22 protein-coding genes are annotated in these 21,425 nt (G+C 66.1%); 19 read left to right on the top strand and 3 right to left on the bottom strand.

What is annotated here, in order from left to right; translation table 11 throughout:
- The first annotated feature begins 44 nt into the window (after window positions 1-44).
- A complete protein-coding gene (locus ABRP17_RS13355; protein ID WP_188326430.1) occupies window positions 45-641 on the top strand; it encodes a DUF1439 domain-containing protein in 597 nt (198 codons plus the stop codon).
- 84 nt (window positions 642-725) lie between these two features.
- Here ABRP17_RS13355 and ABRP17_RS13350 read toward each other — a convergent pair whose 3' ends face one another.
- Together ABRP17_RS13350 and ABRP17_RS13345 are read right to left on the bottom strand one after the other, a co-directional pair.
- Window positions 726-1,268 (bottom strand): type 1 glutamine amidotransferase domain-containing protein, encoded by a 543-nt coding sequence (locus ABRP17_RS13350; RefSeq protein WP_188326429.1) that lies wholly within the window; start codon window positions 1,266-1,268, stop codon window positions 726-728.
- 84 nt (window positions 1,269-1,352) lie between these two features.
- Window positions 1,353-1,820: an SET domain-containing protein gene (locus ABRP17_RS13345; RefSeq protein ID WP_188326428.1), complete on the bottom strand. Its 468-nt coding sequence runs from the start codon at window positions 1,818-1,820 to the stop codon at window positions 1,353-1,355.
- 209 nt (window positions 1,821-2,029) lie between these two features.
- Here ABRP17_RS13345 and ABRP17_RS13340 point away from each other — a divergent pair, with 209 nt between their 5' ends.
- From ABRP17_RS13340 to ABRP17_RS13305, 8 genes are read left to right on the top strand one after another with little or no spacing between them, the layout of a single operon-like run.
- Window positions 2,030-2,485, top strand: coding sequence for an SUF system Fe-S cluster assembly regulator (locus ABRP17_RS13340; RefSeq protein WP_188326427.1), 456 nt, complete (start codon window positions 2,030-2,032; stop codon window positions 2,483-2,485).
- Window positions 2,486-2,501: 16 nt separating this feature from the next.
- The gene (gene sufB / locus ABRP17_RS13335; protein WP_192081467.1) at window positions 2,502-3,977 is read left to right on the top strand and encodes a Fe-S cluster assembly protein SufB; all 1,476 of its coding nucleotides are present in this window, start codon (window positions 2,502-2,504) and stop codon (window positions 3,975-3,977) included.
- Window positions 3,974-4,384, top strand: a complete 411-nt coding sequence (locus ABRP17_RS13330; protein ID WP_349984635.1) for a lysozyme inhibitor LprI family protein — start codon at window positions 3,974-3,976, stop codon at window positions 4,382-4,384. Before sufB ends, ABRP17_RS13330 begins: the two co-directional genes overlap by 4 nt.
- 44 nt (window positions 4,385-4,428) lie before the next feature.
- Window positions 4,429-5,193, top strand: a complete 765-nt coding sequence (gene sufC, locus ABRP17_RS13325) for a Fe-S cluster assembly ATPase SufC (protein WP_188326425.1) — start codon at window positions 4,429-4,431, stop codon at window positions 5,191-5,193.
- Window positions 5,193-6,455: a Fe-S cluster assembly protein SufD gene (gene sufD / locus ABRP17_RS13320; protein WP_349984637.1), complete on the top strand. Its 1,263-nt coding sequence runs from the start codon at window positions 5,193-5,195 to the stop codon at window positions 6,453-6,455. The genes sufC and sufD overlap by 1 nt, the downstream gene beginning before the upstream one ends.
- Complete coding sequence (locus tag ABRP17_RS13315; RefSeq protein WP_349984638.1) at window positions 6,452-7,708, top strand: cysteine desulfurase; 1,257 nt, start codon at window positions 6,452-6,454, stop codon at window positions 7,706-7,708. Before sufD ends, ABRP17_RS13315 begins: the two co-directional genes overlap by 4 nt.
- A gap of 59 nt (window positions 7,709-7,767) precedes the next feature.
- The gene (locus ABRP17_RS13310; protein WP_349984639.1) at window positions 7,768-8,307 is read left to right on the top strand and encodes a GNAT family N-acetyltransferase; all 540 of its coding nucleotides are present in this window, start codon (window positions 7,768-7,770) and stop codon (window positions 8,305-8,307) included.
- Window positions 8,304-8,636: a non-heme iron oxygenase ferredoxin subunit gene (locus ABRP17_RS13305; protein ID WP_349984640.1), complete on the top strand. Its 333-nt coding sequence runs from the start codon at window positions 8,304-8,306 to the stop codon at window positions 8,634-8,636. Before ABRP17_RS13310 ends, ABRP17_RS13305 begins: the two co-directional genes overlap by 4 nt.
- On the opposite strand, the gene ABRP17_RS13300 is transcribed toward ABRP17_RS13305, so the two are convergent.
- Window positions 8,633-9,679 (bottom strand): hypothetical protein, encoded by a 1,047-nt coding sequence (locus ABRP17_RS13300; RefSeq protein ID WP_349984641.1) that lies wholly within the window; start codon window positions 9,677-9,679, stop codon window positions 8,633-8,635. The genes ABRP17_RS13305 and ABRP17_RS13300 overlap by 4 nt on opposite strands.
- A gap of 307 nt (window positions 9,680-9,986) precedes the next feature.
- Between ABRP17_RS13300 and ABRP17_RS13295 the strand changes: the two genes are divergently transcribed.
- From ABRP17_RS13295 to ABRP17_RS13250, 10 genes are all read left to right on the top strand, one after another.
- Window positions 9,987-10,292, top strand: coding sequence for a hypothetical protein (locus ABRP17_RS13295; RefSeq protein WP_349984642.1), 306 nt, complete (start codon window positions 9,987-9,989; stop codon window positions 10,290-10,292).
- Window positions 10,293-10,409: 117 nt separating this feature from the next.
- Window positions 10,410-12,734, top strand: a complete 2,325-nt coding sequence (locus ABRP17_RS13290) for a catecholate siderophore receptor Fiu (RefSeq protein WP_349984643.1) — start codon at window positions 10,410-10,412, stop codon at window positions 12,732-12,734.
- Between the two features lie 57 nt (window positions 12,735-12,791).
- Entirely contained in the window at window positions 12,792-13,469 is a 678-nt protein-coding gene (locus ABRP17_RS13285) for a Fe2+-dependent dioxygenase (protein WP_349984644.1), read from the top strand.
- A gap of 164 nt (window positions 13,470-13,633) precedes the next feature.
- Window positions 13,634-14,032: a hypothetical protein gene (locus ABRP17_RS13280; RefSeq protein WP_349984645.1), complete on the top strand. Its 399-nt coding sequence runs from the start codon at window positions 13,634-13,636 to the stop codon at window positions 14,030-14,032.
- A 147-nt stretch (window positions 14,033-14,179) separates the two neighbouring features.
- Window positions 14,180-16,561, top strand: coding sequence for a TonB-dependent receptor domain-containing protein (locus ABRP17_RS13275; protein WP_349984646.1), 2,382 nt, complete (start codon window positions 14,180-14,182; stop codon window positions 16,559-16,561).
- A 116-nt stretch (window positions 16,562-16,677) separates the two neighbouring features.
- Window positions 16,678-17,316: a PepSY-associated TM helix domain-containing protein gene (locus tag ABRP17_RS13270; protein WP_349984647.1), complete on the top strand. Its 639-nt coding sequence runs from the start codon at window positions 16,678-16,680 to the stop codon at window positions 17,314-17,316.
- Between the two features lie 31 nt (window positions 17,317-17,347).
- Window positions 17,348-17,866: a DUF2271 domain-containing protein gene (locus ABRP17_RS13265; RefSeq protein WP_188326413.1), complete on the top strand. Its 519-nt coding sequence runs from the start codon at window positions 17,348-17,350 to the stop codon at window positions 17,864-17,866.
- Window positions 17,867-17,954: 88 nt separating this feature from the next.
- A complete protein-coding gene (locus ABRP17_RS13260; protein ID WP_188326412.1) occupies window positions 17,955-18,758 on the top strand; it encodes a DUF4198 domain-containing protein in 804 nt (267 codons plus the stop codon).
- A 94-nt stretch (window positions 18,759-18,852) separates the two neighbouring features.
- Window positions 18,853-19,812, top strand: coding sequence for an FAD:protein FMN transferase (locus ABRP17_RS13255; protein WP_349984648.1), 960 nt, complete (start codon window positions 18,853-18,855; stop codon window positions 19,810-19,812).
- Complete coding sequence (locus ABRP17_RS13250; RefSeq protein ID WP_349984649.1) at window positions 19,809-21,416, top strand: flavodoxin domain-containing protein; 1,608 nt, start codon at window positions 19,809-19,811, stop codon at window positions 21,414-21,416. Before ABRP17_RS13255 ends, ABRP17_RS13250 begins: the two co-directional genes overlap by 4 nt.
- Window positions 21,417-21,425 lie beyond the last annotated feature (9 nt).

The raw sequence follows: 21,425 nt of genomic DNA, 5'->3' as shown, positions 1-21,425 counted from the left end.
GCGGGCTATCTTTCCCCCTGTCCTTCTCTTTTCTGGCCACGACCATGCGTCTTCGTCCCATGCTTACCCGGTTTGCCACGGCCACCGTGCTGGTTGCCGCCGCCATCGGCGCGCAGGCCGCCCCGTCCATCGAGGGGCGCCAGCTGTCTGTCGGCGCCGGCGATGTGCAGGAGTATCTGGAGAGCAGCTTCCCGCGCACCCAGGATGCGCTGGGCGGCTTGATCGCCCTGACCATGAGCCACCCACAGCTGAGCCTGCCCGCCGGCGAGCGCCTCAACCTGGGCATGGACGTTGCACTGGCCACCGCCGGTGGGGCGCCGGCCAAGCTCGGCACGGTAAAGCTGAGCAGTGGGCTGCGCTACGACCAGCAGACCCAGGGTTTCCACCTGCAGCAGCCGAGCATGGATGATTTCGTGCCTGCGCAGCAGGGTGCACGGCTCGACTCACGCACCCGCTCGCTGCTCAATGCGTGGCTGACCGACTACGCGCAGCGCGAGCCGATCTACAAGATCGACCCGGCCGTCGCCGGGTTGTTGGGCACGTTGCAGGTGCAGTCGGCACAAGTGAAGGACGGCCGCCTGCAGGTCACGTTCAACCAGGATCTCGGCACGATGGTGCCGGCGGGCCTGCTGGGGCGCTGAGCCCGGCTGGATGGCAAAACGCCGAGCATGGCTCGGCGCTTCGGTTCAAAAACGCCGAGCGTGCCTCGGCGCTACGTTCTCCGGTCAGCCTTCCAGCGCCTTGGCAACGGCCTCGCTGAAGGCGGGGATGTCATCCGGCTTGCGGCTGGTGATCAGCTGCCCGTCGACCACCACCTCGGCATCGCGCCACTGCGCGCCTGCATTCTCCAAGTCGCGACGCACCGACGGCCACGAGGTCACCTGCTTGCCCTTCGCCAGGCCGCTGTCGATCAGCAGCCACGGGGCGTGGCAGATGGCGGCGATCGGCTTGCCCGCTTTCGCGAATGCTTCGATGAACGCCAACGCGTCCTTCTCGATGCGCAACACGTCCGGATTCATCTGCCCGCCGGGCAGCACCAGCGCGTCGAAGTCCCCGGCATCAGCGCCGGACAGCGCCAGATCCACCTTGACCGCGTCGCCCCAGTCTTTTTCTTTCCAGCCCTTGATGCTGTCTTCTTTGGCAGGTGACACGACCGTGGTCTTCGCACCCCAGCCCTCCAGCAGCTTCTTCGGCTCGGTCAATTCGGACTGCTCGAACCCGTGGGTGGCGAGGATGGCGACCTTCTTGCCTTCGAGACGCTGTGCCATGGGAATGCTCCTGGGAAATGGAGCCCCAGCATCACCGCCGGCGCATTTTCCGGCAGTGATACGGATGTGGACGGCGCGTGCGGATCAGCGCTTGGGCTGCAGCATCGTGCCGGTGCACTTCTTCGACCCGCAGCGGCATTCCCATACCTTCTTCAGGCGCGCGGTGTGCCGCTCGGCCAAGGTGATGCCGTAGTTGTAGACCAGCTCTTCGCCCGGTGCGATGTCACGCAGGGCTTCGATGAACACTTTGTCCTCACGCGAATTGCCCTCCTCGCTCTCTTCGATCAACGCTTCGCAGTTGGGATCGCAACTGTGGTTCATCCAGCGCGCCTCGTTGCCTTTGTAGTTGGCATCGATCACGTAGTCATCGTTCAGCGTGAACAGGAAGGTATGCCCGCTTTCCACGTCACCACTGTCGTCTGCGTCCACGTCGGCATGGCTGCGCAGCAGGCCCTTGTACTGGATCACCCGCTCCCCCTGCTTCAGCGGTGCGATGGCGAACACGCCGTTGCCATGGATGGCGGATTTGCGGGCTTTGATCTTCTTCGGCATGGGCGTCTTCGGCATGGGCGCGGGCGCGTTGTGGACAGTGGGACGTTGATTCTCCCTTAATCTTCGTGATTGCCAAAATCCGGGCCATGTCCCACCATTCGTGCGCCCCGCCGCCGCCACGCGCCCATCGCGGGGTTACGGTCCAACTTGGACGCCGGCGAAGAAAAGCGTACAATTTCGGTCCGCTTTGCAGAACAGCCGCAGACCCCATGCTTCGCGTCACCAAGCTCACCGATTACGCCACCGTCGTGCTGACCGTGCTCGCTGCCCGTCCGAGCGAAGTCCTCAGCGCGACCGAACTGGCCGAGTTCACAGGTCTGGAACCGCCCACCGTCAGCAAGGTCCTCAAGCCGTTGGCCCAGGCCGGGCTGGTCGAAGGCCTGCGCGGCGTGCGCGGCGGCTACCGCCTCACCCGCACCCCGGGCGATATCTCACTGTTCGAGGTCGTGGAAGCAATGGAAGGGCCGCTGGCACTGACCGAATGCAGCCATGACAACCATCAGTGCGGCATGGCCCCCAAATGCGGTGCGCGCAGCAGTTGGCGGCTGATCAATGACGTGGTGTCCGAGGCACTGCGTGCGGTCACGCTCGCCCAGATTCTCTCCCCTCATCCCCTTGTTGACGACTCCCAGCGCCGCGCCATCGCGGCCGCTGTCGTCTCCTGATTTACAGGCAGCCCCCATGGCCACCGACATCATCGACACCGTCGCCACCGGCGACACGCCCAACCGCGAGATCCACGAGCAGCTCGGCCGCAAGTATTCGGCCGGCTTCATCACGGACATCGAATCGGACTCCCTGCCGCCGGGCCTGGACGAGGACACCATCCGCGCCCTGTCAGCAAAGAAGGAAGAGCCCGAGTGGATGACCCAGTGGCGGCTTGAAGCCTACCGCCACTTCCTCACCATGCCGATGCCGGACTGGGCGAAGCTGAAGATCGCGCCGATCGACCTGCAGGGCCTGAGCTACTACTCCGCGCCGAAGGGCCCGAAGTATGCCTCGCTGGACGACGTGCCGAAGGAGCTGCTCGATACCTATGACAAGCTGGGCGTGCCGCTGCACGAGCGCGCCAGGCTGGCCGGCGTGGCGGTGGATGCAGTGTTCGACTCGGTCTCTGTCGGCACCACCTTCCGCAAGGAGCTGGCTGAAAAAGGCGTGATCTTCTGCTCGATGTCCGAGGCCATCAAGGAGTACCCGGACCTGGTGCGGCAGTACCTGGGCACGGTGGTGCCGGTGGGTGACAACTACTTCGCCGCACTGAACTCGGCCGTGTTCTCCGATGGCAGCTTCGTGTTCATCCCCAAGGGCGTGCGTTGCCCGATGGAGCTGAGCACCTATTTCCGCATCAATGCGGGCCATACCGGCCAGTTCGAGCGCACCCTGATCATCTGCGAAGACCAGGCCTACGTGTCCTACCTGGAAGGCTGTACCGCGCCGATGCGCGACGAAAACCAGCTGCATGCCGCCGTGGTGGAACTGGTGACGCTGGACGATGCCGAGATCAAATACTCCACCGTGCAGAACTGGTACCCGGGTGATGAGAACGGAGTGGGCGGCATCTACAACTTCGTGACCAAGCGCGCCGAGTGCCGTGGTGCCCGCAGCAAGGTCACCTGGACGCAGGTGGAAACCGGTTCGGCGATCACTTGGAAGTATCCCTCCTGCGTGCTGCTGGGCGACGACTCGGTCGGCGAGTTCCACTCCGTGGCGCTGACCCACCATCGCCAGCAGGCTGACACCGGCACCAAGATGATCCACGTCGGCAAGCGCACCAAGAGCAAGATCATCAGCAAGGGCATCAGCGCCGGCCACGGCCAGAACACCTACCGCGGGCTGGTCAAGATCGAGCGCGGCGCTGACGGTGCACGCAACTACACCCAGTGCGATTCGCTGCTGATCGGCAAGAAGTGCGGTGCCCATACCTTCCCGTACATCGAGGTCAAGAATCCGGGCGCGACGGTCGAGCACGAGGCCACCACCTCGAAAATCTCCGACGACCAGCTGTTCTATTGCCGGGCGCGAGGCATCAGCCAGGAAGACGCGGTATCGCTGATCGTCGACGGCTTCTGCAAGCAGGTGTTCCGCGAACTGCCCATGGAGTTCGCCGTCGAAGCCAAGAAGCTGCTGGATGTGTCGCTGGAAGGTTCAGTCGGATGATCCGTGTCCTGATCAGTCTGTGCCTGCTACTGGGCGCAGCGGCACCTGCGGCCACGCAACCGGTGGAGTGCGATCCCGGCGGCAGCCAGCTTGAGCTCAATGCCTGCGCCGACCGCGAGTTCAAGCAGGCAGACGCCGACTTGAATGCCGTGTATCGGCAGATCCTCGCCAAGCTGTCCGGCGAACCCGTGGCGCTGGCGAAGATGAAAGCCGCCCAGCGGGTGTGGGTCCAGCTGCGCGATGCCGACCTGGAAGCGCGCTACCCCGTGGGTTCCGACGAAAACCCGCGTTTCCTGTACGGCTCGATGTACCCGATGCTGTACTCCGACGCCAAGGCGGCGCTGACCCGTGCGCGTACCGCCTACCTGCGTAAAGAATTCCTCGAGCGCAGCGAATACGACCTCTGAGTCGCGCTGCCTCCAGCCCCCTATCTGACAAGACGATTATCGACATGCTGAAGATCGACAACCTCCACGCACGCATCGGCGACAAGGAAATCCTCAAGGGCCTGTCGCTGGACGTAAAGCCCGGCCAAGTGCACGCCATCATGGGTCCCAACGGCGCCGGCAAGTCCACCCTGGGCAATGTGCTGTCCGGTCGCGAAGGCTATGACGTCAGCGAAGGCAGTGTGCGCTTCGAAGACGCCGACCTGCTGCAGTTGTCGCCCGAAGAGCGCGCCGCCGCCGGCCTGTTCCTGGCCTTCCAGTACCCGGTGGAAATCCCCGGCGTCAACAACACCTATTTCCTGCGCGCCGCGCTGAATGCCCAGCGCCGTGCCCGCGGGCAGGACGAGCTGGATTCGATGCAGTTCCTCAAGCTGGTGCGGCAGAAGCTCGCCGTGCTGCACCTGAAGGATGAGCTGCTGCACCGCGGCGTCAACGAAGGCTTCTCCGGCGGCGAAAAGAAGCGCAACGAGATCTTCCAGCTGGCCGTGCTGGAGCCGAAGCTGGCGATCCTGGACGAGACCGATTCGGGCCTGGACATCGATGCCCTGAAGAGCGTGGCCGACGGCGTCAATGCGCTGCGCAGCCCGGAGCGCTCGTTCCTGGTCATCACCCATTACCAGCGCCTCCTCGATTACATCAAGCCGGACTTCGTGCATGTGCTGGCGGACGGCCGCATCGTCCAGTCCGGTGGCCCGGAGCTGGCCCTGCAGCTGGAAGAGCACGGGTACGACTTCCTGAAGAATCGCGTGGTGCCGGAGGCGGCGGTCTGATGAGCGCACTGCTGGATTCACTGGCTGCCACCTTCAGCGGCAGCGCTGCGCGCCGCGAGGTTCTGGATGCCGCGCTGCATGACGGGCTGCCCGGACCGCGCACCGAAGCGTGGAAGTACACCTCGTTGCGCCAGTTGGAGCGCCGCAGCTTCAGCGCCGCGCCTGCCGTGCCGCCGGCACTGGACGTGGCGCTGCTGGACGATATCCCGGCGCCGCGCCTGGTCTTCGTCAACGGCCGCCTGCATGACGGACTGAGTGACACGCACGGGCTGCCGGCCGGCGTGGTGCTGAAACCGTTGTCGACTGCCCTGGCCGCTGGCGAAGACAGCGCGCGCTTCCTTGCGCGCCGTTACGAGCGCAGCGATGAAATCTTTGCCCGCCTGAACGGCGCGCTGGCCGATGAAGGCGTCGTGCTGCGTGTGGACGACGGCGTGCAGTTCGATGTCCCGGTGCAGCTGGTGTTCGCCAGCGTGGCCGCAGACACCGACATGGCCTGGCACCATCGCACGCTGATCGAGCTGCGCGCCGGCGCACAGCTGGGTATCGTTGAACACCATCTGCAGGTCGGCGACAGCGCCCATCTGGACAACAGCGTGGTGCATGTCCACCTGGCCCAGGACGCGGTGCTCAAGCACGCCCGGGTGCAGGCCGGCAGCGCGCGGCAGACCAGCTTCCTGCGCACCGATGCCGTACTCGCACGCGATGCGCAGTACCACCGCGTGGACCTGGAACTGGGCGCCGCACTGAGCCGTCATGAGCTCAACGTGCGCCTGGAAGGCAACAATGCGCACCTGACCGCCAACGGCGTGCTGCTGGGGACCGGCCGTCGCCATGTCGACACCCGTCTGGGCATCGAGCACATCGCGCGCGACACCAACTGCGAACTGCTGTGGCGCGGCGTGGCCGCCAACCGCAGCCGTGTGGTGTTCCATGGCGGCATCCACATCCGCGAAGGCGCCGATGGCACCGACGCCAACCTGTCCAACAAGAACCTGCTGCTGTCCGCCGACGCCGAGATCGACAGCCAGCCGACGCTGGTGATCGATGCGGAAGAAGTGAAGGCCGCGCACGGCGCCACCGTCGGCCAGCTCGATGCCAACGCGCTGTTCTACCTGCGCTCGCGCGGCTTGCCTGCAGAGGAAGCCAAGGCCCTGCTCAGCGCCGCGTTCTGCCACGAGCCGTTGAAGGTGCTGCCCGATGCGCTGCGCGAGCAGCTCGGCCGCCGTTTGGACCGCGCACTGGTCGAGGCAGGCGTGGCATGAACCTGACCACCCCGCGTCCGCAGGCTGACACCGCTACCGCGCCGGACTGGGACCGCGTGCGGCAGGACTTCCCGCTGCTGATGCGCGAGGTTCACGGCAAGCCACTGGTCTATTTCGACAACGCCAACACCGGCCAGAAGCCGGTGCAGGTGATCGGCGCGGTGGATGAGTTCTATCGGCGCTACAACGCCAACGTCAGCCGGGCGGTACATGCCCTGGGCACCGAGGCCACCGATGCCTACGAGGGCGCACGCGACAAGCTGGCGCGTTTCCTCAATGTGCGCGCCAGCGAACTGGTGCTCTGCAGCGGCACCACCTTCGCGCTGAACCTGGTGGCTTATTCCTGGGCCCTGCCACGGTTGAAGCCCGGTGACGTGATCCTGGTGTCGCGCATGGAGCATCACGCCAACATCGTGCCGTGGCAGCTGGTCGCCGAGCGGACCGGTGCAACGGTCCGCGTGGCCGAGATCACGCCCGCAGGTGCGATCGACCTGGAGGCGCTGCGCAAGGCAATGACCCCCGAGGTCAAGCTGCTCGCCATCGCCCATGTGTCCAATGTGCTGGGCACCGTGAACCCGGTGCGTGAAATCTGCCGCGAAGCCCGCAAGCGCGGCATCGTCACCGTGGTGGATGGCTCGCAGGCCGTACCGCATCGCAAGGTGGACGTGGCGGCGATCGGCTGTGATTTCTACGCCATCACCGGCCACAAGATGTGCGGCCCGACCGGGACCGGCGCACTCTGGGCGCGTCGCGAGCACCTGGACGCGATGCCCCCGTTCCTCGGAGGCGGCGAGATGATCAAGGAAGTCAGCTTCGAGGGCACCGTGTTCAACGAGGCCCCGCACAAGTTCGAAGCCGGCACCCCGAACATCGCCGGCTTCATCGGCCTGGGCGTGGCGGTGGACTACCTGGAATCGCTCGGACTTGCCCACGTGGAAGCGCGCGAGGCGGAGCTGCTGGCGCATTTCACCGAGGAGCTGCAGAAGATCGACGGCCTGCGCATCTTCGGCACCACGCCGGACAAGGCGGCGGTGGTGTCGTTCCTGATCGAAGGCGCCCATGCGCATGACCTGGCCACCCTGCTCGACCTGGAAGGCATGGCGATCCGGTCCGGCCAGCATTGCGCCCATCCGCTGCTGCAGTACTACGGTGTGGCGGCCACCTGCCGCGCATCGCTGGCGTTCTACAACACGCATGATGAAGTCGAACGCTTCGTGGTGGCGCTGAACAAGGTCCGCAAACTGTTGGGCTGAGCTGCGTTGCCGTGGTAAGGCAAATGCCGCCGAGCATGGCTCGGCGCTACAATGGCGGCATGAGTACGCTGACCTTCCGCGCCGCTACGCCGGCCGACATTCCCGCCCTTATCGCCCTCGTCACCTCGGCCTACCGGGGCGACGCCAGCCGGGCGGGATGGACCACCGAAGCGGACATCCTGGACGGCGCCCGTATCGATGCAGAGGGCCTGCAGGCAGATATCGCCCGCGCCCGTTCCACCATCCTGCTCGCCGAACGCGACGGCCACCTGCTGGCCTGCGCCCACGTCGCCGATGGCGGCGAACACGGGTACTTCGGCATGTTCGCGGTAGATCCCACCCAGCAGGGCAGCGGCCTGGGCAAGCAGCTCATTGCCGAGGCAGAAGCGTACGGTGTCCGCGCGTGGGGACTGTCCAGCATGCTGATGACCGTGATCGATGTCCGCGAAGAGCTGATCGCCTTCTACGAACGCCGCGGCTACGTCCGTACAGGCATCAAGAAGCCCTTCCCCTACGGCGACGAACGCTTCGGCATTCCCAGGCGCGATGACCTGCAGTTCGAGATCCTGGAAAAGCACCTGTCAGGGCTGCCGCGATGAGCGATGCCTGGACCTTCGTGTGTGCCAGCAACGACCTGCTGCCCGGGGAAATGAAGACCGTCTTCGATGAAGTGACCGGTACGCCCATCGTGGTCTTCAACCTGGACGGCGAGCTGTATGCGCTGGAAGACCAGTGCACGCACGAAGAATTCGAGCTGTCTTCCGGCGAGTTCAATAGCGCCGAAGGCAGCATCGAATGCGTGCTGCATGGTGCCCGCTTCGATGTACGCGACGGACGCGCCCTGTGTGCGCCCGCGTACAGCCCTGCACCGAAGTTCCCGGTAAAGCGGGAGCACGAGGCGGTCTGGACGCGGGACGACCGGGATTAGGCGCTGTCTGCGCCGTGCTCATACAGCCACTGGGCCAGGTAAAGATCCAGCACCGGCAATCCGACGCAGGTCATCAAGGCGGGACGCGCTCTCGCCGGCTCACCACGTAGCGTGTGGTCGTGCAGGCTGCGGACCCTGAAAAGTCCGGCCAGATCGGACAGACGCAGGTTCTGCCGTGAAAAATAAAGGGGCAGGCTCTGCGAGTTGCGATGGCACACACTGTCCACGTCGTCGCAGATCACGGTGCCTCGCGCCAGCGCTTGTTCGATGAAGGCAACCGGCAGTTCATCGCCCCCCAGGTGCAGCACGGCGACCTCCTTGTGCAGCATGTCGGCAGACATGATGGGGCTTCCTGCGTTGGTCGCGGTGATCACCAGATCGGCCTGCCCCGGTCCATCCGCACCACTGCGTACATCCAGCCCACTGCGCGCGGCCGCCGCTGCGGCAAAGGCCTCCGCGCTGGCCGGGCGCCGGCTGCAGACCTGGATGCGGCTGATACGCTCGGCGTGATGCGCGTGCAGGTCGTCGACGACGCAATCGGCGATGGGCCCCGCGCCGTACAGGTAGACAGAAAACCGCTCCCTGTCGGCGAGCAGGAGGTCGACCGCCATCGAGGCGTAGGCGCCTGTCCTTCGCGCGGACACGTCGGTTCCATCGAACTGGGCCAGACGTGTCATGGTCAGCTTGTCGTACAGGATCAACTGTGACTGCGAACGCGGAAGCCCAAGGGCGTGGTTGCATGCATTGGAGCCGACGATCTTGACCGCGCAGTACCGCGCATTTGCGCTCAGCAGCGCATTGAGCTTCCAGTTCAATCGCTGGTTGCCCGGGCAGGATTCGGCGGCGGTTCGACCCAGCAGCGGGGCCAGTTCGTCGTCCTGTGGCTGCAGCACCACCTTGCTGCCGTACGCGATGCCTGCGGCCATGTGGTCCACGGCGAGGCGCGCGAGTCGGCCGATGGTCTTGGGATCCAGGACCGCGCAGGGCGTGGCAGGGGGCTCGGGTAACGTCGCGACATCGCCGCTGGAAGGTGGCAGGTGCATGGGAATGAGCCAGATGAGCCGATAGTGGCGCTGCAAAGCCTAAGACTCATTGCCGTGTGGAATCCTTGACTCAATGCCCTGTGCGGCGAGCGTCTGGGTTGTACGTACCCCATTTTCCGGAATTATCCGACCCCGATGTGATTTACCGCGCAGTACGACAATTCTGTAGATGCGAATAGTTCGCGTTACTGCTACGATTTGTAACATTCCGTGTCGGAACCCGTTCTGTGTGAATGCTGGCCTGCCCTGTCCTTCAGATCCTTCCACCCCTCCGCATAGCGGAGCGTGGGTAGCGTGGGCTGTGGTGATGGTGCTGTTGCTCTGGCAGGTCGCTGGCGTCGGTGTGATCCCGCTGCACGCAGACCGGCACAGCGCTGTGCTTCGAGCGGCTGACCCGGCACCCCATCCAGGCGTGCCCTTCGAGCAGGCCCTGAGGGCGACCGAAGCCGAACCGGAACCCGGCCGCAGCACGCCGCCGAGCATGAAGCCGGTCGCCCCCACGGCACTGTTCGCACGTGCGGCAGCCAAAACGCAGGCACCGGTCGAGGCGCTGGCGTTCCACGCGCAACGGCCGCGTCGTCCGCTGGGTCAGGCGCCTCCGCGCGACACCTGACCGCCGTCGCCCGCGGGCTTCGGCGCAATCCCCTATCTGCACGCCGCCGGCCGTTGGCCAGGCGCAGCCCTGTTGTGACCTGGCGGGTAGCTAACCGCCTTTACCGAAGCCCTGCCCATGAATCCGATCAAGAGCCGCAAGCATGCCTCCCCGTTCCGTCGCCTGCCGCTGGCCACCGCCAGTCTGGCCGCGGGGCTTGGCCTGGCCGCCCTGCCCTCGCTTGCCTTCGCCGATGACAACGACGGCGCACGCACGCTGGACAAGGTCGATGTGCACGCCACGCGCGGCTACAAGGCCGACAAAGTCGCCTCGCCGAAGTTCACCCAGTCCCTGCAGGACACGCCACAGACCATCCAGGTGATCACCGCGGACCTGTTCAACCAGCAGGGCGCCACTACCCTGACCGAAGCGCTGCGCAACAGCCCGGGCGTGGGCACCTTCTTCGTCGGCGAGAACGGCAACACCGCCACCGGTGATGCGCTGTACATGCGGGGCTTCGATACCTCCAGCAGCCTGTTCGTCGACGGCGTGCGCGACCTGGGCTCCATCTCCCGCGATGTCTTCAACACCGAACAGGTGGAGATCACCAAGGGTCCGGCCGGCACCGACAACGGGCGTTCGGCACCGACCGGTGCGATCAACATGGTCAGCAAGCAGGCCACCCTGCACGATGAAGTATCCGGCACCGCCAGCCTGGGCAGTGACCAGCAGCGCCGCGCCACCGCCGACTGGAACCAGTCGCTGGGAGCGACCAGTGCGCTGCGCCTGAATGCCGTGTGGCAGGACAGCGACCAGCCCGGCCGCGACCACGTGAACACCTCGCGCTGGGGCATTGCGCCGTCGCTGGCATTCGGCCTGGGGACGGACACCCGCTACGTGCTGAACCTGCTCTACGTGGACCAGGACAATGTACCCGACGGCGGTGTGCCCACCGTTGGCCTGCCCGGCTGGAGCCCGCAACCCACGTTGGAAGCCCTGGCTGGCCGCCCGGTGGATCCGCAGAACTTCTACGGCACGCGCGCGGACCATGACGAGGTCACCGCGAAGATGGCCACGTTCCGCATCGAACACGACTTCAACGACGCCGTGCGCCTGACCAACACCGCGCGCTGGGGCCGCACCGAACAGGATTACCTGCTCACCGCGTTCATGGGCACCGGCACGCGCGCCACCAACGGCGCGCCGAGCGGAAACATCCGCTATACCGACCGCAACGACCTGTCCACGTACACCATCGCGCGCAGCCTGCCCACGTTGAAGGACCAGCGCAACACGTTGCTGACCGACCAGCTCAACCTGCGCGCCGACTTCACCACCGGCGCCATCGCGCACAACCTCAGCACCGGCGTGGAGTTCACCCGCGAAGAAATGGACAGCTTCGGCCAGGCCGTCACCGCCGGCAGCAGTTGGCCGGCGGCGAATCTGTATGACCCGGACTGGAACGTGAAGGGACTGAGCTGGGCACACAACGGTGCCGATGCGCACGGCAAAACCACGACCTCCTCGGTGTATCTGTTCGACACGCTGCACTTCGGCGAAAGCCTCCTGCTGACGGCTGGCGTGCGCGCGGATCATTACGACACGGAGTACGCCAGCGCCGTGGTCTGCGGTGGCCGCGCGGGCCCCGCCTGTGGCGGCAACCCGGCAGGTACGGTGCTGGGCGTGCCCACCCTGAAAGCCTCGGACACGTTGCTCAACTGGAAGCTCGGCGCGCTGTACAAGGTGGGCGATGCGGCAAGCGTGTACGCGAACTACGCGCTGTCGCAGCAGCCGCCGGGCGGCAGCAATTTCGCCCTCAGCAGTTCGGCCAGCAGCCTGGACAATCCGCGCCTGGATCCGCAGGAAGCGAAAACGTTCGAAGTTGGCAGCAAGTGGGCGTTCCTCGGCGATGCGCTGGCGTTCAACATGGCGATCTTCCAGACCGATGTGGAGAATGAAATCAACACGCAGGTGCTGGACGATGCGGGCAACCCGACCCAGACCGGCAGCAAGCGCGTGCGGGGCGTTGAACTGTCGGCCGTGGGCCGGCTGACCGACAACTGGTCGCTGTCAGCCGGCTACAGCCATCTGGACACCGAAGTGAAGGAGGGGGCGAACGTTGCAGCCGATGGCACAAGCAACCTGACCTATACACCCGATGATGCGTTCACGGCCTGGAGCACGTATCAGCTTCCGTTCGGCCTGACCGTTGGGGGTGGCCTGCGTTACAGCAGCGCGATGCATCGCGGCACGGACGGGGCGGTGGGCACGCCAGCCTTCACCAAGTCCTACACCGTGTATGACGCGGTGCTGTCCTACCCGGTCAGCGACTCCCTTGTGCTGCGCTTGAACGCCTACAACGTGTTCGACAAGCAGTACGTGGCTGCGATCAACAAGAGCGGGTACCGTTACACACCGGGTGCACCGCGCACGTTCCTGCTCAGCGCGGACATCCGTTTCTGAGCCGTCAGGCGCGGGCCGCGCACAGCGGCCCGCGCCGCGCCCCACTGGAGCACTTCCATGCTGCTGCACATCCCCGACGTGCTCAATGCTGAAGAACTGGCCGGCCTGCAGGGTCGCCTGCGGTTGGCCGACTGGACCGACGGCCGCGAAACCGTGGGACGGCAGGGCGCGCCGGTGAAGCACAACCAGCAGCTGTCGGATAGCTCGCCGTTGAAGGCGGCGCTGGGCGCCACCGTACTGGCCGCGTTGCACCGCAACCCGCTGTTCTTCGCGGCCGCGTTGCCGTTGAAGATCCTGCCACCCCGCTTCAACCGGTACCACGGCGGCGGCCACTACGGGTTCCACGTAGACGGTGCGGTGATGGCCAACGAGGCCAGCGGCTACCTACGTTCCGACGTGTCGTGCACGCTGTTCCTGTCCAACCCGGACGACTACGACGGCGGCGAGCTGGTCATCAATGACACCTACGGCGAGCATGAGGTGAAGCTGCCCGCAGGCGATCTCATCCTCTATCCGTCCAGCAGCCTGCACCAGGTGAACCCGGTGACGCGTGGTGCCCGGATCGCGTCGTTTTTCTGGGTGCAGAGCATGATCCGCGACGATGCACAGCGGCGTTTGCTGTGGGAGATGGATACCTCCATCGAGCGGCTGCGGCAAAGCCAGGCCGATTCAGTCGCCGTGCTGCAGTTGAGCGGGGTGTATCACAATCTCCTGCGGCGCTGGAGCGAGGTGTAGGCGGCATTCCCTCGGATCCGCCACTTCAATAATCGTTCTCATTTGCAACGGCGAACGACTCTCACTACAATCACGCCCCGTGCACGCCGGCATCCGTCGGCTGCCCTATATCGGGGTCTACCTGCTTGCGTCATCCGCACCGCCACCATCAACTCGGTACCGCCATGCGCGGCCAGCGTCCTGCGCTGGCCAGCCTGCTGGCGTGGGTGGCGATGCTGGCGCTGTTGCTGGGGTCGCTGGCGGTGGTGTCGCACGAAAGCGTCGTTGACGTGCCATCGGCCCTGCTGCAGATGCCGGTGGAAGAACGCGGCGGTGGCGAACTGCCGCTGCACGAGTCGGCGCCGGCGAAACTGCGTCGCACTGCGCTGGCGGCCGAGGCACCCCGCTCCGCGCCGACGACCGCTACTGAAGCGGGCTGCCTGCGCGGCTGGACGATATTGATTGCGGCGGCGATCGCAGCGCCCGCCGATTCCCGCGACTGGCGCCACGCCAGTGCGCAGCCGCGCCGTGCCGATGCCCCGGGCCGACGCCAGCAGCGCGGGCAAGCGCCTCCGCTGGCCTGATCCACCTTCCGTGTCCGCCGCTCAGGCGAACGCGTTGATGCCGTACCTGCATCCGTTACCCGCCGCCCGCATCGGGCTGTCCCGCCCTGCACCGCATGCCCTGCGCACCGGTGCGGCGCCTTCCTGCATCTTCTCGAGGTTACCGCCATGGCCCAGCGCCATCGTCTGCGTTCGTCCGTTTCCCGTACCGTTCTGTCCAGCGCCCTGCTGTGCGCACTTGCTGCGCCCGCCTTGGCCGACGTCGCCGCGCCGCGCACCCTTGACCAGGTGGTCGTCACCGCATCCGGTTTCGAGCAGAAGATCACCGATGCACCGGCCAGCATCTCGGTCATCACCCGCGAAGAACTGGCCAAGCGTCCCTACATGACGCTGCTGGATGCCGTGCGTGACCTGGAGGGTGTGGACGTGGGCGAGACGCGCGACAAGACGGGCCAGGGCAGCGTCTCGATGCGCGGCATGGGCTCGGATTACACCCTGCTGCTGATCAACGGTCGGCGCCAGAACAATCACGGCGACATCTACCCGAACAACTTCGGTGGCAACCAGTTCAACCACATCCCGCCGCTGGATGCGATCGAACGCATCGAAGTGATCCGCGGCCCGGCCTCGACCCTGTACGGTGCCGATGCGATGGGTGGCGTGATCAATGTGATCACCAAGCGCAACCTGGACAGCTGGCACGGCTCGGCCACCCTCGGTCGCACGTTCGAAACCGATGACCAGTTCGGCGATGACACCACGGTCGACGCGTTCCTCACCGGACCGCTGGTGCCCGGCGTGCTCAACCTCAGCGCACGCGCCAGCTGGTACGACCGCAAGGCATCCAATCCGGTGTACTCGCCGTCCACCGATCCGGGCGGCGTCGAGCACACGCGTCCGCTGGGCTTCGGCGCAGGCGGCAAGACGGTGGACAACACCAACAAGGCGGGCGGTGTCAGTCTGGAGTGGAACGTCTCCGACGCGCAGCGCGTCACGCTGGATTTCGACACCTCGCGCCAGGAGTACGACAACTCGGTCAAGATCAACGACGCCGGCGTCGAGGAATACCCGGTCGGCACGGTGGACGGCATCGCCTCCATCTGGCGCGGCAACACCACCACCTGCATCACCCGCCGCAACTGTGTGCGCGCCGATCCGCGAGTGGGCTACAGCGCCAGCCAGGAGTTCACCCGTGATGCGTGGGCGCTTACCCACGAAGGCGACTGGAGTTTCGGCCGCAGCCTGGTGTCACTGGCCCACGTCGCCACCAACAACGATGGCCGCACGATGCCGTTCACCGTCGACGAACGCCGCCAGCTGCTGCAGATGCTCAACGCCACCGGCGCATACGCAGGGCAGACCGAGGCACAGCGCCGCGCAACGGCCGAAGCCACCTTCCTGCCACGCCCGAAGCGCACGCTGGAGAGCGCGCAATACACCCTGGATGCCAAGCTGGACATCCCGTTCCAGGCCGCGGGCGAGCACATCGCCGTGGTGGGTGCGCAGGTCATCCGCGGTGAGCTCACCGACGGTGTGTTCGGCATGGAAACCGGCAATCCCGGGCAGACCCAGGACCACAACATGTATTCGGTGTTCGCCGAAGACACCTGGAACATCACCGCGCCATTCGCGCTGACGTACGGCCTGCGGTTCGATGACCACGAAGTGTTCGGCAACCACCTCAGCCCACGCGTGTACGGCGTCTATACGTTCAACGACGCCTGGACCATGAAGGGCGGCGTCAGTACCGGCTTCAAGACGCCCAAGACCACCCAGCTGTATGACGGCGTCACCGGCTTCGGCGGCCAGGGCACCACCCCGCTGTATGGCAATCCGGATCTGCAGCCGGAAACCAGCACCAGCACCGAACTGGCGGTGTACTGGCAGCATCCCGCAGGCCACAGCGCCAACGCCACGGTGTTCCACAACAAATTCGACGACAAGATCGCGAACCAGCCGTGCGGCCCGGCGCTGACGCTGGCGTGCAGCAGCACCGGTGAGTTCGGCGAGCTCGGCTATGCCAACAGCAACCGCACGGTGAACATCGATGAGGTGGTCATCCAGGGCGTGGAAGTGGCGGGCCGTTGGGCGATCAGCGATCGCTTCGCGTTGCGCGCCAACTACACCTACACCGACAGCGAACAGAAGAGCGGTGCGGAAAAAGGCCTGCCGCTGGGCCTGAGTGCCAAGCACATGGCCAACGCCACCTTCGACTGGCAGGCCAGCGAGCGTTTCAACGTGTTCCTGACCGGCGAGATGCGCTCCAAGCGGTACCGAGGCGTCAGCACCCTCAGCGGACAGCCGCAGTACTACAAGGACTACACCGTGCTGCATCTGGGCGCTTCGTTCGAGGCAACGCAGTGGCTGACGGTCAACGCCCGCATCAACAATCTGCTGGACCGCGACTTCACTACCTACCAGGCCACCTTCAACGACTTGGACGGCGACGGCGCATTCGCGGACGGCACCAACGAGGTGCTGTTCGAAGACGACTACAACAACAAGGACAAGGCCCGCAGCGTCTGGTTGAGCCTGAACTTCTCGTTCTGACGACCCGCGAGTGACGGCCGCAAAGCTTGCCGGCCAGCGGCCGTCACCATCGGCTAATTGCGAACTATTCTCATCAATGCTGTAATGCCCCGTCTCCTTGAGCCCTACCCTTCCGCGTGAGCCGTTCCGTCTCTACCTCCGTGCAACAGCAGCAGAGCCGCGGTTTCTGGCTGCGGACGCTGCATCAATGGCACTGGATCAGCTCGGCGGTCTGCCTGATCGGCATGCTGCTGTTCGCGATCACCGGTATCACGTTGAACCACGCGGCGAAGATCGAGGCGACTCCGGACGTGCAGCATCGTCAGCTGGCGCTGCCCCCCGCGGTGCTGGGCCAGCTCGGCGACCGCGAAGAGGGCAGCGCACCGGTGCCGCGCGCAGTACGCCAGTGGCTGGATGGCGAGCTGGGCACCTCCATCGGCGGCCGCGCCGCGGAGTGGTCGCAGGAAGAAATCTACCTGTCACTGCCGCGTCCCGGTGGCGATGCGTGGCTGAGCATCGACCGTGAAAGCGGCGCGGTGGAATTCGAATCCACCTCGCGCGGCGCGGTGTCCTACCTCAACGACCTGCACAAGGGCCGCAACGCGGGCCCTGCCTGGGGCTGGTTCCTGGATGTGTTCGCCGTTGCCTGCCTGGTGTTCTGCATCACCGGCCTGTTCCTGCTGCACCTGCATGCGCGGCAGCGGCGCATGACCTGGCCGCTGGTGGGCCTGGGCCTGCTGATTCCGTTGCTGATCGCCCTGCTGTTGATCCACTGACCTTTCCGTCCCCTCCCTGCTGGAGCCGCCCATGCGCGTCACCCTCACCATCGCCCTCAGTGGCCTGCTGGCCACCTCGCCGGCCTACGCAACCACCCTGGACATCACCGTCGAGGTGCCCAAGCTCAACGTTGCCGAATACCACCGGCCTTACGTGGCAGTGTGGCTGGAAGGGGCCGACCAGAAGGTCGCCGCCAACCTGTCGGTGTGGTACCAGCAGACCGGCAACAGCGAAGGCCATGGCACCAAGTGGTTGCCGGACCTGCGCCAGTGGTGGCGCAAGAGCGGGCGCACGTTGGAGGTTCCCGTGGACGGTGTGACCGGCCCGACCCGCCCGGTCGGCACGCATGCGCTGTCATTCAAGGACAGCCAACCGGCGTTGAAGCAGCTTGCGCCGGGCAACTACACCCTGGTGGTGGAGGCAGTGCGCGAAGTCGGCGGCCGCGAGCTGGTCAAAGTGCCCTTCACCTGGCCGGCGAAAACCGCGCAGGCCGGCTCGGCGCAGGGCAGCACCGAACTGGGCAAGGTCACGCTGGCAGTGAAGCCCTGATCCCTTACGTCCTGCGGTCGGATCCGGTTCGCGTCGCAACCGGGCCCGACCTCTACCGCACTTTTTCTTCTTCCGGAGTCACACGCCCATGAAGCGCACGCTCGTTCTCGCCGCCGCCCTGGCCGCCGCCCTTCCCTTCTCTGCCCTTGCCCACAAGGCATGGCTGCTGCCGTCGCAGACCGTCATCGCCGGTACCGACCCGTGGATCACCGTGGACGCTGCGGTGTCCAACGATCTGTTCTACTTCAACCACGTGCCGATCCGCGTGGAATCGGTGGTGGTGACCGCGCCAGATGGCAGCACCGCAGCGCCGCAGAATGGCGCCACCGGTAAGTTCCGTAGCGTGTTCGACGTCGAACTCAAGCAGGCCGGCACCTACCGCATCGCCTCGGTCAACGATGGCCTGTTCGCCACCTATGAACTGAACGGCGAACGCAAGCGCTGGCGCGGCAACGCGGCGACGTTCGCCGAGCTGCCGAAGGAGGCGAAGAACCTGCAGGTCTCCCAGTCGGTGGGCCGCGTGGAAACCTTCGTCACCAACGGCGCACCCAATGCCACGGCGTTGAAGCCGACCAACAAGGGCATCGAGCTGGTTGCCGCAGGCCATCCCAACGACCTGTTCGCCGGTGAAGAGGCCACGTTCCGCGTGCTGGTTGACGGCAAGCCGAGCGCTGGCCTGGAGTTCGAGATCGTCCGCGGTGCCACGCGTTACCGGAATGCCCAGGATGAGATCAAGGTCACCAGCGACGCCAAGGGCGAGATCAAGGTGACCTGGCCGGAGGCCGGCATGTACTGGCTGGAAACCGGCACCGAAGACAACAAGACCTCGGTGAAGCAGGCACAGAAGCGCCGCCTGAGCTACGTGGCCACACTGGAAGTGCTGCCCCAGTAACGTCGATACCGGTGGGTGACGGCCACGCACCGTCACTGCAGAATGGGTTGCCGGGCACTGCCCGGCGCTACCGGAAACACGTACACCGATCCCGATGACCGCTTCCCGCTTCGATACAGCCCGCCTCGGCGGCACCACCATGGGCACCACCTGGAGCGCTTCGCTGGTCGTGCCCGGAACCCGTGACCTGCACGCGATGCATGCCGGCATCCAGTCCCGGCTGGACCGCGTCGTGGCGCAGATGAGCACGTGGGAGGCCGGTTCCGATGTGAGTCGCTTCAATCGGGCGGCAGCGGACACGTGGCACCGCATGCCCCCGCAGACGCGCACGGTGGTGGACTGTGCCTGCGACATCGCCCGGGCCAGCGACGGTGCATTCGATCCCACGATCGGCCCCTTGGTTGCGTTGTGGGGATTCGGTGCGCACGCTGCGCCGCGCGACCGCCCGGATGATCGCGCACTGGCCGCCACCCGCGCACGCTGCGGCTGGCAGCAGGTGCAGTGGAACGACGACGCGCTGCTGCAACCCGGCGGGCTGGAGCTGGACCTGTCTGCAATCGCGAAAGGCTTCGGCGTGGATGAGGTCGTGCGTTGGCTGCGCACGCAGGGCGTCGAAGCGGCGCTGGTCGAGGTGGGCGGCGAGCTGCATGGCTACGGCAGCAAGCCGGACCGCACGCCGTGGCGCGTGCTGGTGGAATCCGCACCGGACGAGGACGCGACCACGCCCACGCCGCCCCGCGTGCTGGCGCTGAGGGATCAGGCCGTAGCGACCTCCGGCGATCGCTGGCACCAGTACCAGCACGATGGCGAGCACATCAGCCACAGTGTCGACCCACGCAGCGGCCGGCCCGTACGCCGCGCGACCGCAGCGGTCACCGTGGTCGCCCCGACGGCCATGCTCGCCGACGCGTGGGCCACCGCGCTGACGGTGCTGGGCGTGGATGCCGGACTGGCCCTCGCCACGCGCCTGCACCTGGCCGCGCGCTTCCTTGAACGCAGTGCGGACGGTCCACGCGAACAGCTGTCCCCGGCATTTGAAGCCTTGCTGCCATGAACCTGCGTCCATCGCGTGCGCTGCTCGGCAATGTGCTGGTGATCGGCGCCTTGCTGCTGATCGCCGCCCTCCTGCTGCGCCTGCACGTGGACGACAGCGGGTGGCAGGTTGCCCCGCGCCCGCGTGACTGGCAATGGGCCGTCACCAGCCTGCTGGCCTACGTTGGCCTGTGTGGCGTGCTGTGGTGGCGTACGCGCCCGCGCATCGAACGCGTGGATCCCAGCCAACGGCCCGTGCTGGTCGTGTGGGCCAGCCAGACCGGCTTTGCCCTGCAGTTGGCCGAACGCACGGCCGATGCCCTGCGCAGTGCCGGGCTTGCCGTCCGCCTGCGCAGCATCGAAGCGCTGGATGCCACGTTGCTGGCGCAAAGCGATCGGGTGTTGTTCGTTGCCAGCACTACCGGCGAGGGCGATCCGCCGGATCACGCCGCGCCCTTTCTTCTGCGCATGGACCAGCCCATGCCGAGCCTCGCGCACCTGCAGTACGGCGTGCTCGCGCTGGGGGATCGCAGCTATGACCACTACTGCGCGTTCGGCCATCAACTGGATGGCTGGCTGCGCCGGCACGGTGCACGCGCGATGTTCGATACCGTCGAAGTGAACAATGCCGATCCAGCCAGCCTGCGCCATTGGCAACAGCTGCTCGGCCAGCTCGGGGGTGCACCCACCGAACAACCCGACTGGACCGCCATCGACTACCAGCCATGGACGCTGGTGAAACGCGAACATCTGAATCCCGGCAGCGTGGGCGGGCCGGTGCACTGGCTGCGCCTGCGGCCTCCTGTCGACCAGGCCGACGTCCGCTGGCAGGCCGGGGACATCGCCGAGATCGGGCCACGGCATGCACCTGCAGTGGTTGATGCCTGGCTGCGGTCGCACGCGCTGGACGGGGACGCGCGGCTGGATGACGGCCAGACGCTGCACCAGCACCTGTCCCGCTCCCACCTGCCTGGCGTGACCGCAGGCGGTGATCTGCCGACTCTACTTTCCCTCCTGCAGCCATTGCCGCACCGCGAGTATTCCATTGCCTCGGCCGCGCACGAGGACGCCGTCGACCTGGTGCTGCGCCGCCAGGTGCGTGACGACGGCACCCCGGGCATCGGCAGCGGCTGGTTGTGCGACATCGCGCAGTTGGGGGACACGATCGACCTGCGGGTACGCCGCAATCCGAATTTCCATGGCGTTGCCGCAGACGTCCCGTTGATCCTGATCGGCAACGGCACGGGTATCGCCGGCCTGCGTGCGCACCTGCGCGAGCGCGACGCCGCAGGTGCCAGCCGCAACTGGCTGCTGTTCGGTGAACGCAGTGCCGCCCACGATTTCCACTTCCGCACAGAGCTGGAGCAGATGCAGCAGCGCGGCATGCTGGAGCGGTTGGACGCGGTATTCAGCCGTGATGGCGCGCCGCACCGGTACGTGCAGCACCGCTTGCAGGCAGAAGCGCCGCTTCTGCGGCGATGGGTGGACGACGGCGCAACGATCCTGGTCTGCGGCAGCCTGCAGGGCATGGCGCCGGCCGTGGACGCGGTGATCGAAGAAGTGGTGGGGGCAGAACGCAGGGACGCCCTGGTGGTCGCCGGGCGTTACCGACGCGACGTGTACTGACGCAGCGCG

Origin of the sequence: Stenotrophomonas sp. WHRI 8082 (genome assembly GCF_040223995.2) — a bacterium.
In the GTDB taxonomy this organism is placed as follows: Bacteria; Pseudomonadota; Gammaproteobacteria; order Xanthomonadales; family Xanthomonadaceae; genus Stenotrophomonas.
Note: the sequence above shows the minus strand (reverse complement) of the source record. Positions and strands in the feature narration are given on the sequence as shown.

Bases quoted from the DNA above. Each gene is read 5' to 3' on its own strand.
- ABRP17_RS13355 (WP_188326430.1), top strand. From the start codon at position 45: ATGCGTCTTCGTCCCATGCTTACCCGGTTTGCCACGGCCACCGTGCTG.
- ABRP17_RS13350 (WP_188326429.1), bottom strand. From the start codon at position 1,268: ATGGCACAGCGTCTCGAAGGCAAGAAGGTCGCCATCCTCGCCACCCAC.
- ABRP17_RS13345 (WP_188326428.1), bottom strand. From the start codon at position 1,820: ATGCCGAAGAAGATCAAAGCCCGCAAATCCGCCATCCATGGCAACGGC.
- ABRP17_RS13340 (WP_188326427.1), top strand. From the start codon at position 2,030: ATGCTTCGCGTCACCAAGCTCACCGATTACGCCACCGTCGTGCTGACC.
- sufB (WP_192081467.1), top strand. From the start codon at position 2,502: ATGGCCACCGACATCATCGACACCGTCGCCACCGGCGACACGCCCAAC.
- ABRP17_RS13330 (WP_349984635.1), top strand. From the start codon at position 3,974: ATGATCCGTGTCCTGATCAGTCTGTGCCTGCTACTGGGCGCAGCGGCA.
- sufC (WP_188326425.1), top strand. From the start codon at position 4,429: ATGCTGAAGATCGACAACCTCCACGCACGCATCGGCGACAAGGAAATC.
- sufD (WP_349984637.1), top strand. From the start codon at position 5,193: ATGAGCGCACTGCTGGATTCACTGGCTGCCACCTTCAGCGGCAGCGCT.
- ABRP17_RS13315 (WP_349984638.1), top strand. From the start codon at position 6,452: ATGAACCTGACCACCCCGCGTCCGCAGGCTGACACCGCTACCGCGCCG.
- ABRP17_RS13310 (WP_349984639.1), top strand. From the start codon at position 7,768: ATGAGTACGCTGACCTTCCGCGCCGCTACGCCGGCCGACATTCCCGCC.
- ABRP17_RS13305 (WP_349984640.1), top strand. From the start codon at position 8,304: ATGAGCGATGCCTGGACCTTCGTGTGTGCCAGCAACGACCTGCTGCCC.
- ABRP17_RS13300 (WP_349984641.1), bottom strand. From the start codon at position 9,679: ATGCACCTGCCACCTTCCAGCGGCGATGTCGCGACGTTACCCGAGCCC.
- ABRP17_RS13295 (WP_349984642.1), top strand. From the start codon at position 9,987: ATGGTGCTGTTGCTCTGGCAGGTCGCTGGCGTCGGTGTGATCCCGCTG.
- ABRP17_RS13290 (WP_349984643.1), top strand. From the start codon at position 10,410: ATGAATCCGATCAAGAGCCGCAAGCATGCCTCCCCGTTCCGTCGCCTG.
- ABRP17_RS13285 (WP_349984644.1), top strand. From the start codon at position 12,792: ATGCTGCTGCACATCCCCGACGTGCTCAATGCTGAAGAACTGGCCGGC.
- ABRP17_RS13280 (WP_349984645.1), top strand. From the start codon at position 13,634: ATGCGCGGCCAGCGTCCTGCGCTGGCCAGCCTGCTGGCGTGGGTGGCG.
- ABRP17_RS13275 (WP_349984646.1), top strand. From the start codon at position 14,180: ATGGCCCAGCGCCATCGTCTGCGTTCGTCCGTTTCCCGTACCGTTCTG.
- ABRP17_RS13265 (WP_188326413.1), top strand. From the start codon at position 17,348: ATGCGCGTCACCCTCACCATCGCCCTCAGTGGCCTGCTGGCCACCTCG.
- ABRP17_RS13260 (WP_188326412.1), top strand. From the start codon at position 17,955: ATGAAGCGCACGCTCGTTCTCGCCGCCGCCCTGGCCGCCGCCCTTCCC.
- ABRP17_RS13255 (WP_349984648.1), top strand. From the start codon at position 18,853: ATGACCGCTTCCCGCTTCGATACAGCCCGCCTCGGCGGCACCACCATG.
- ABRP17_RS13250 (WP_349984649.1), top strand. From the start codon at position 19,809: ATGAACCTGCGTCCATCGCGTGCGCTGCTCGGCAATGTGCTGGTGATC.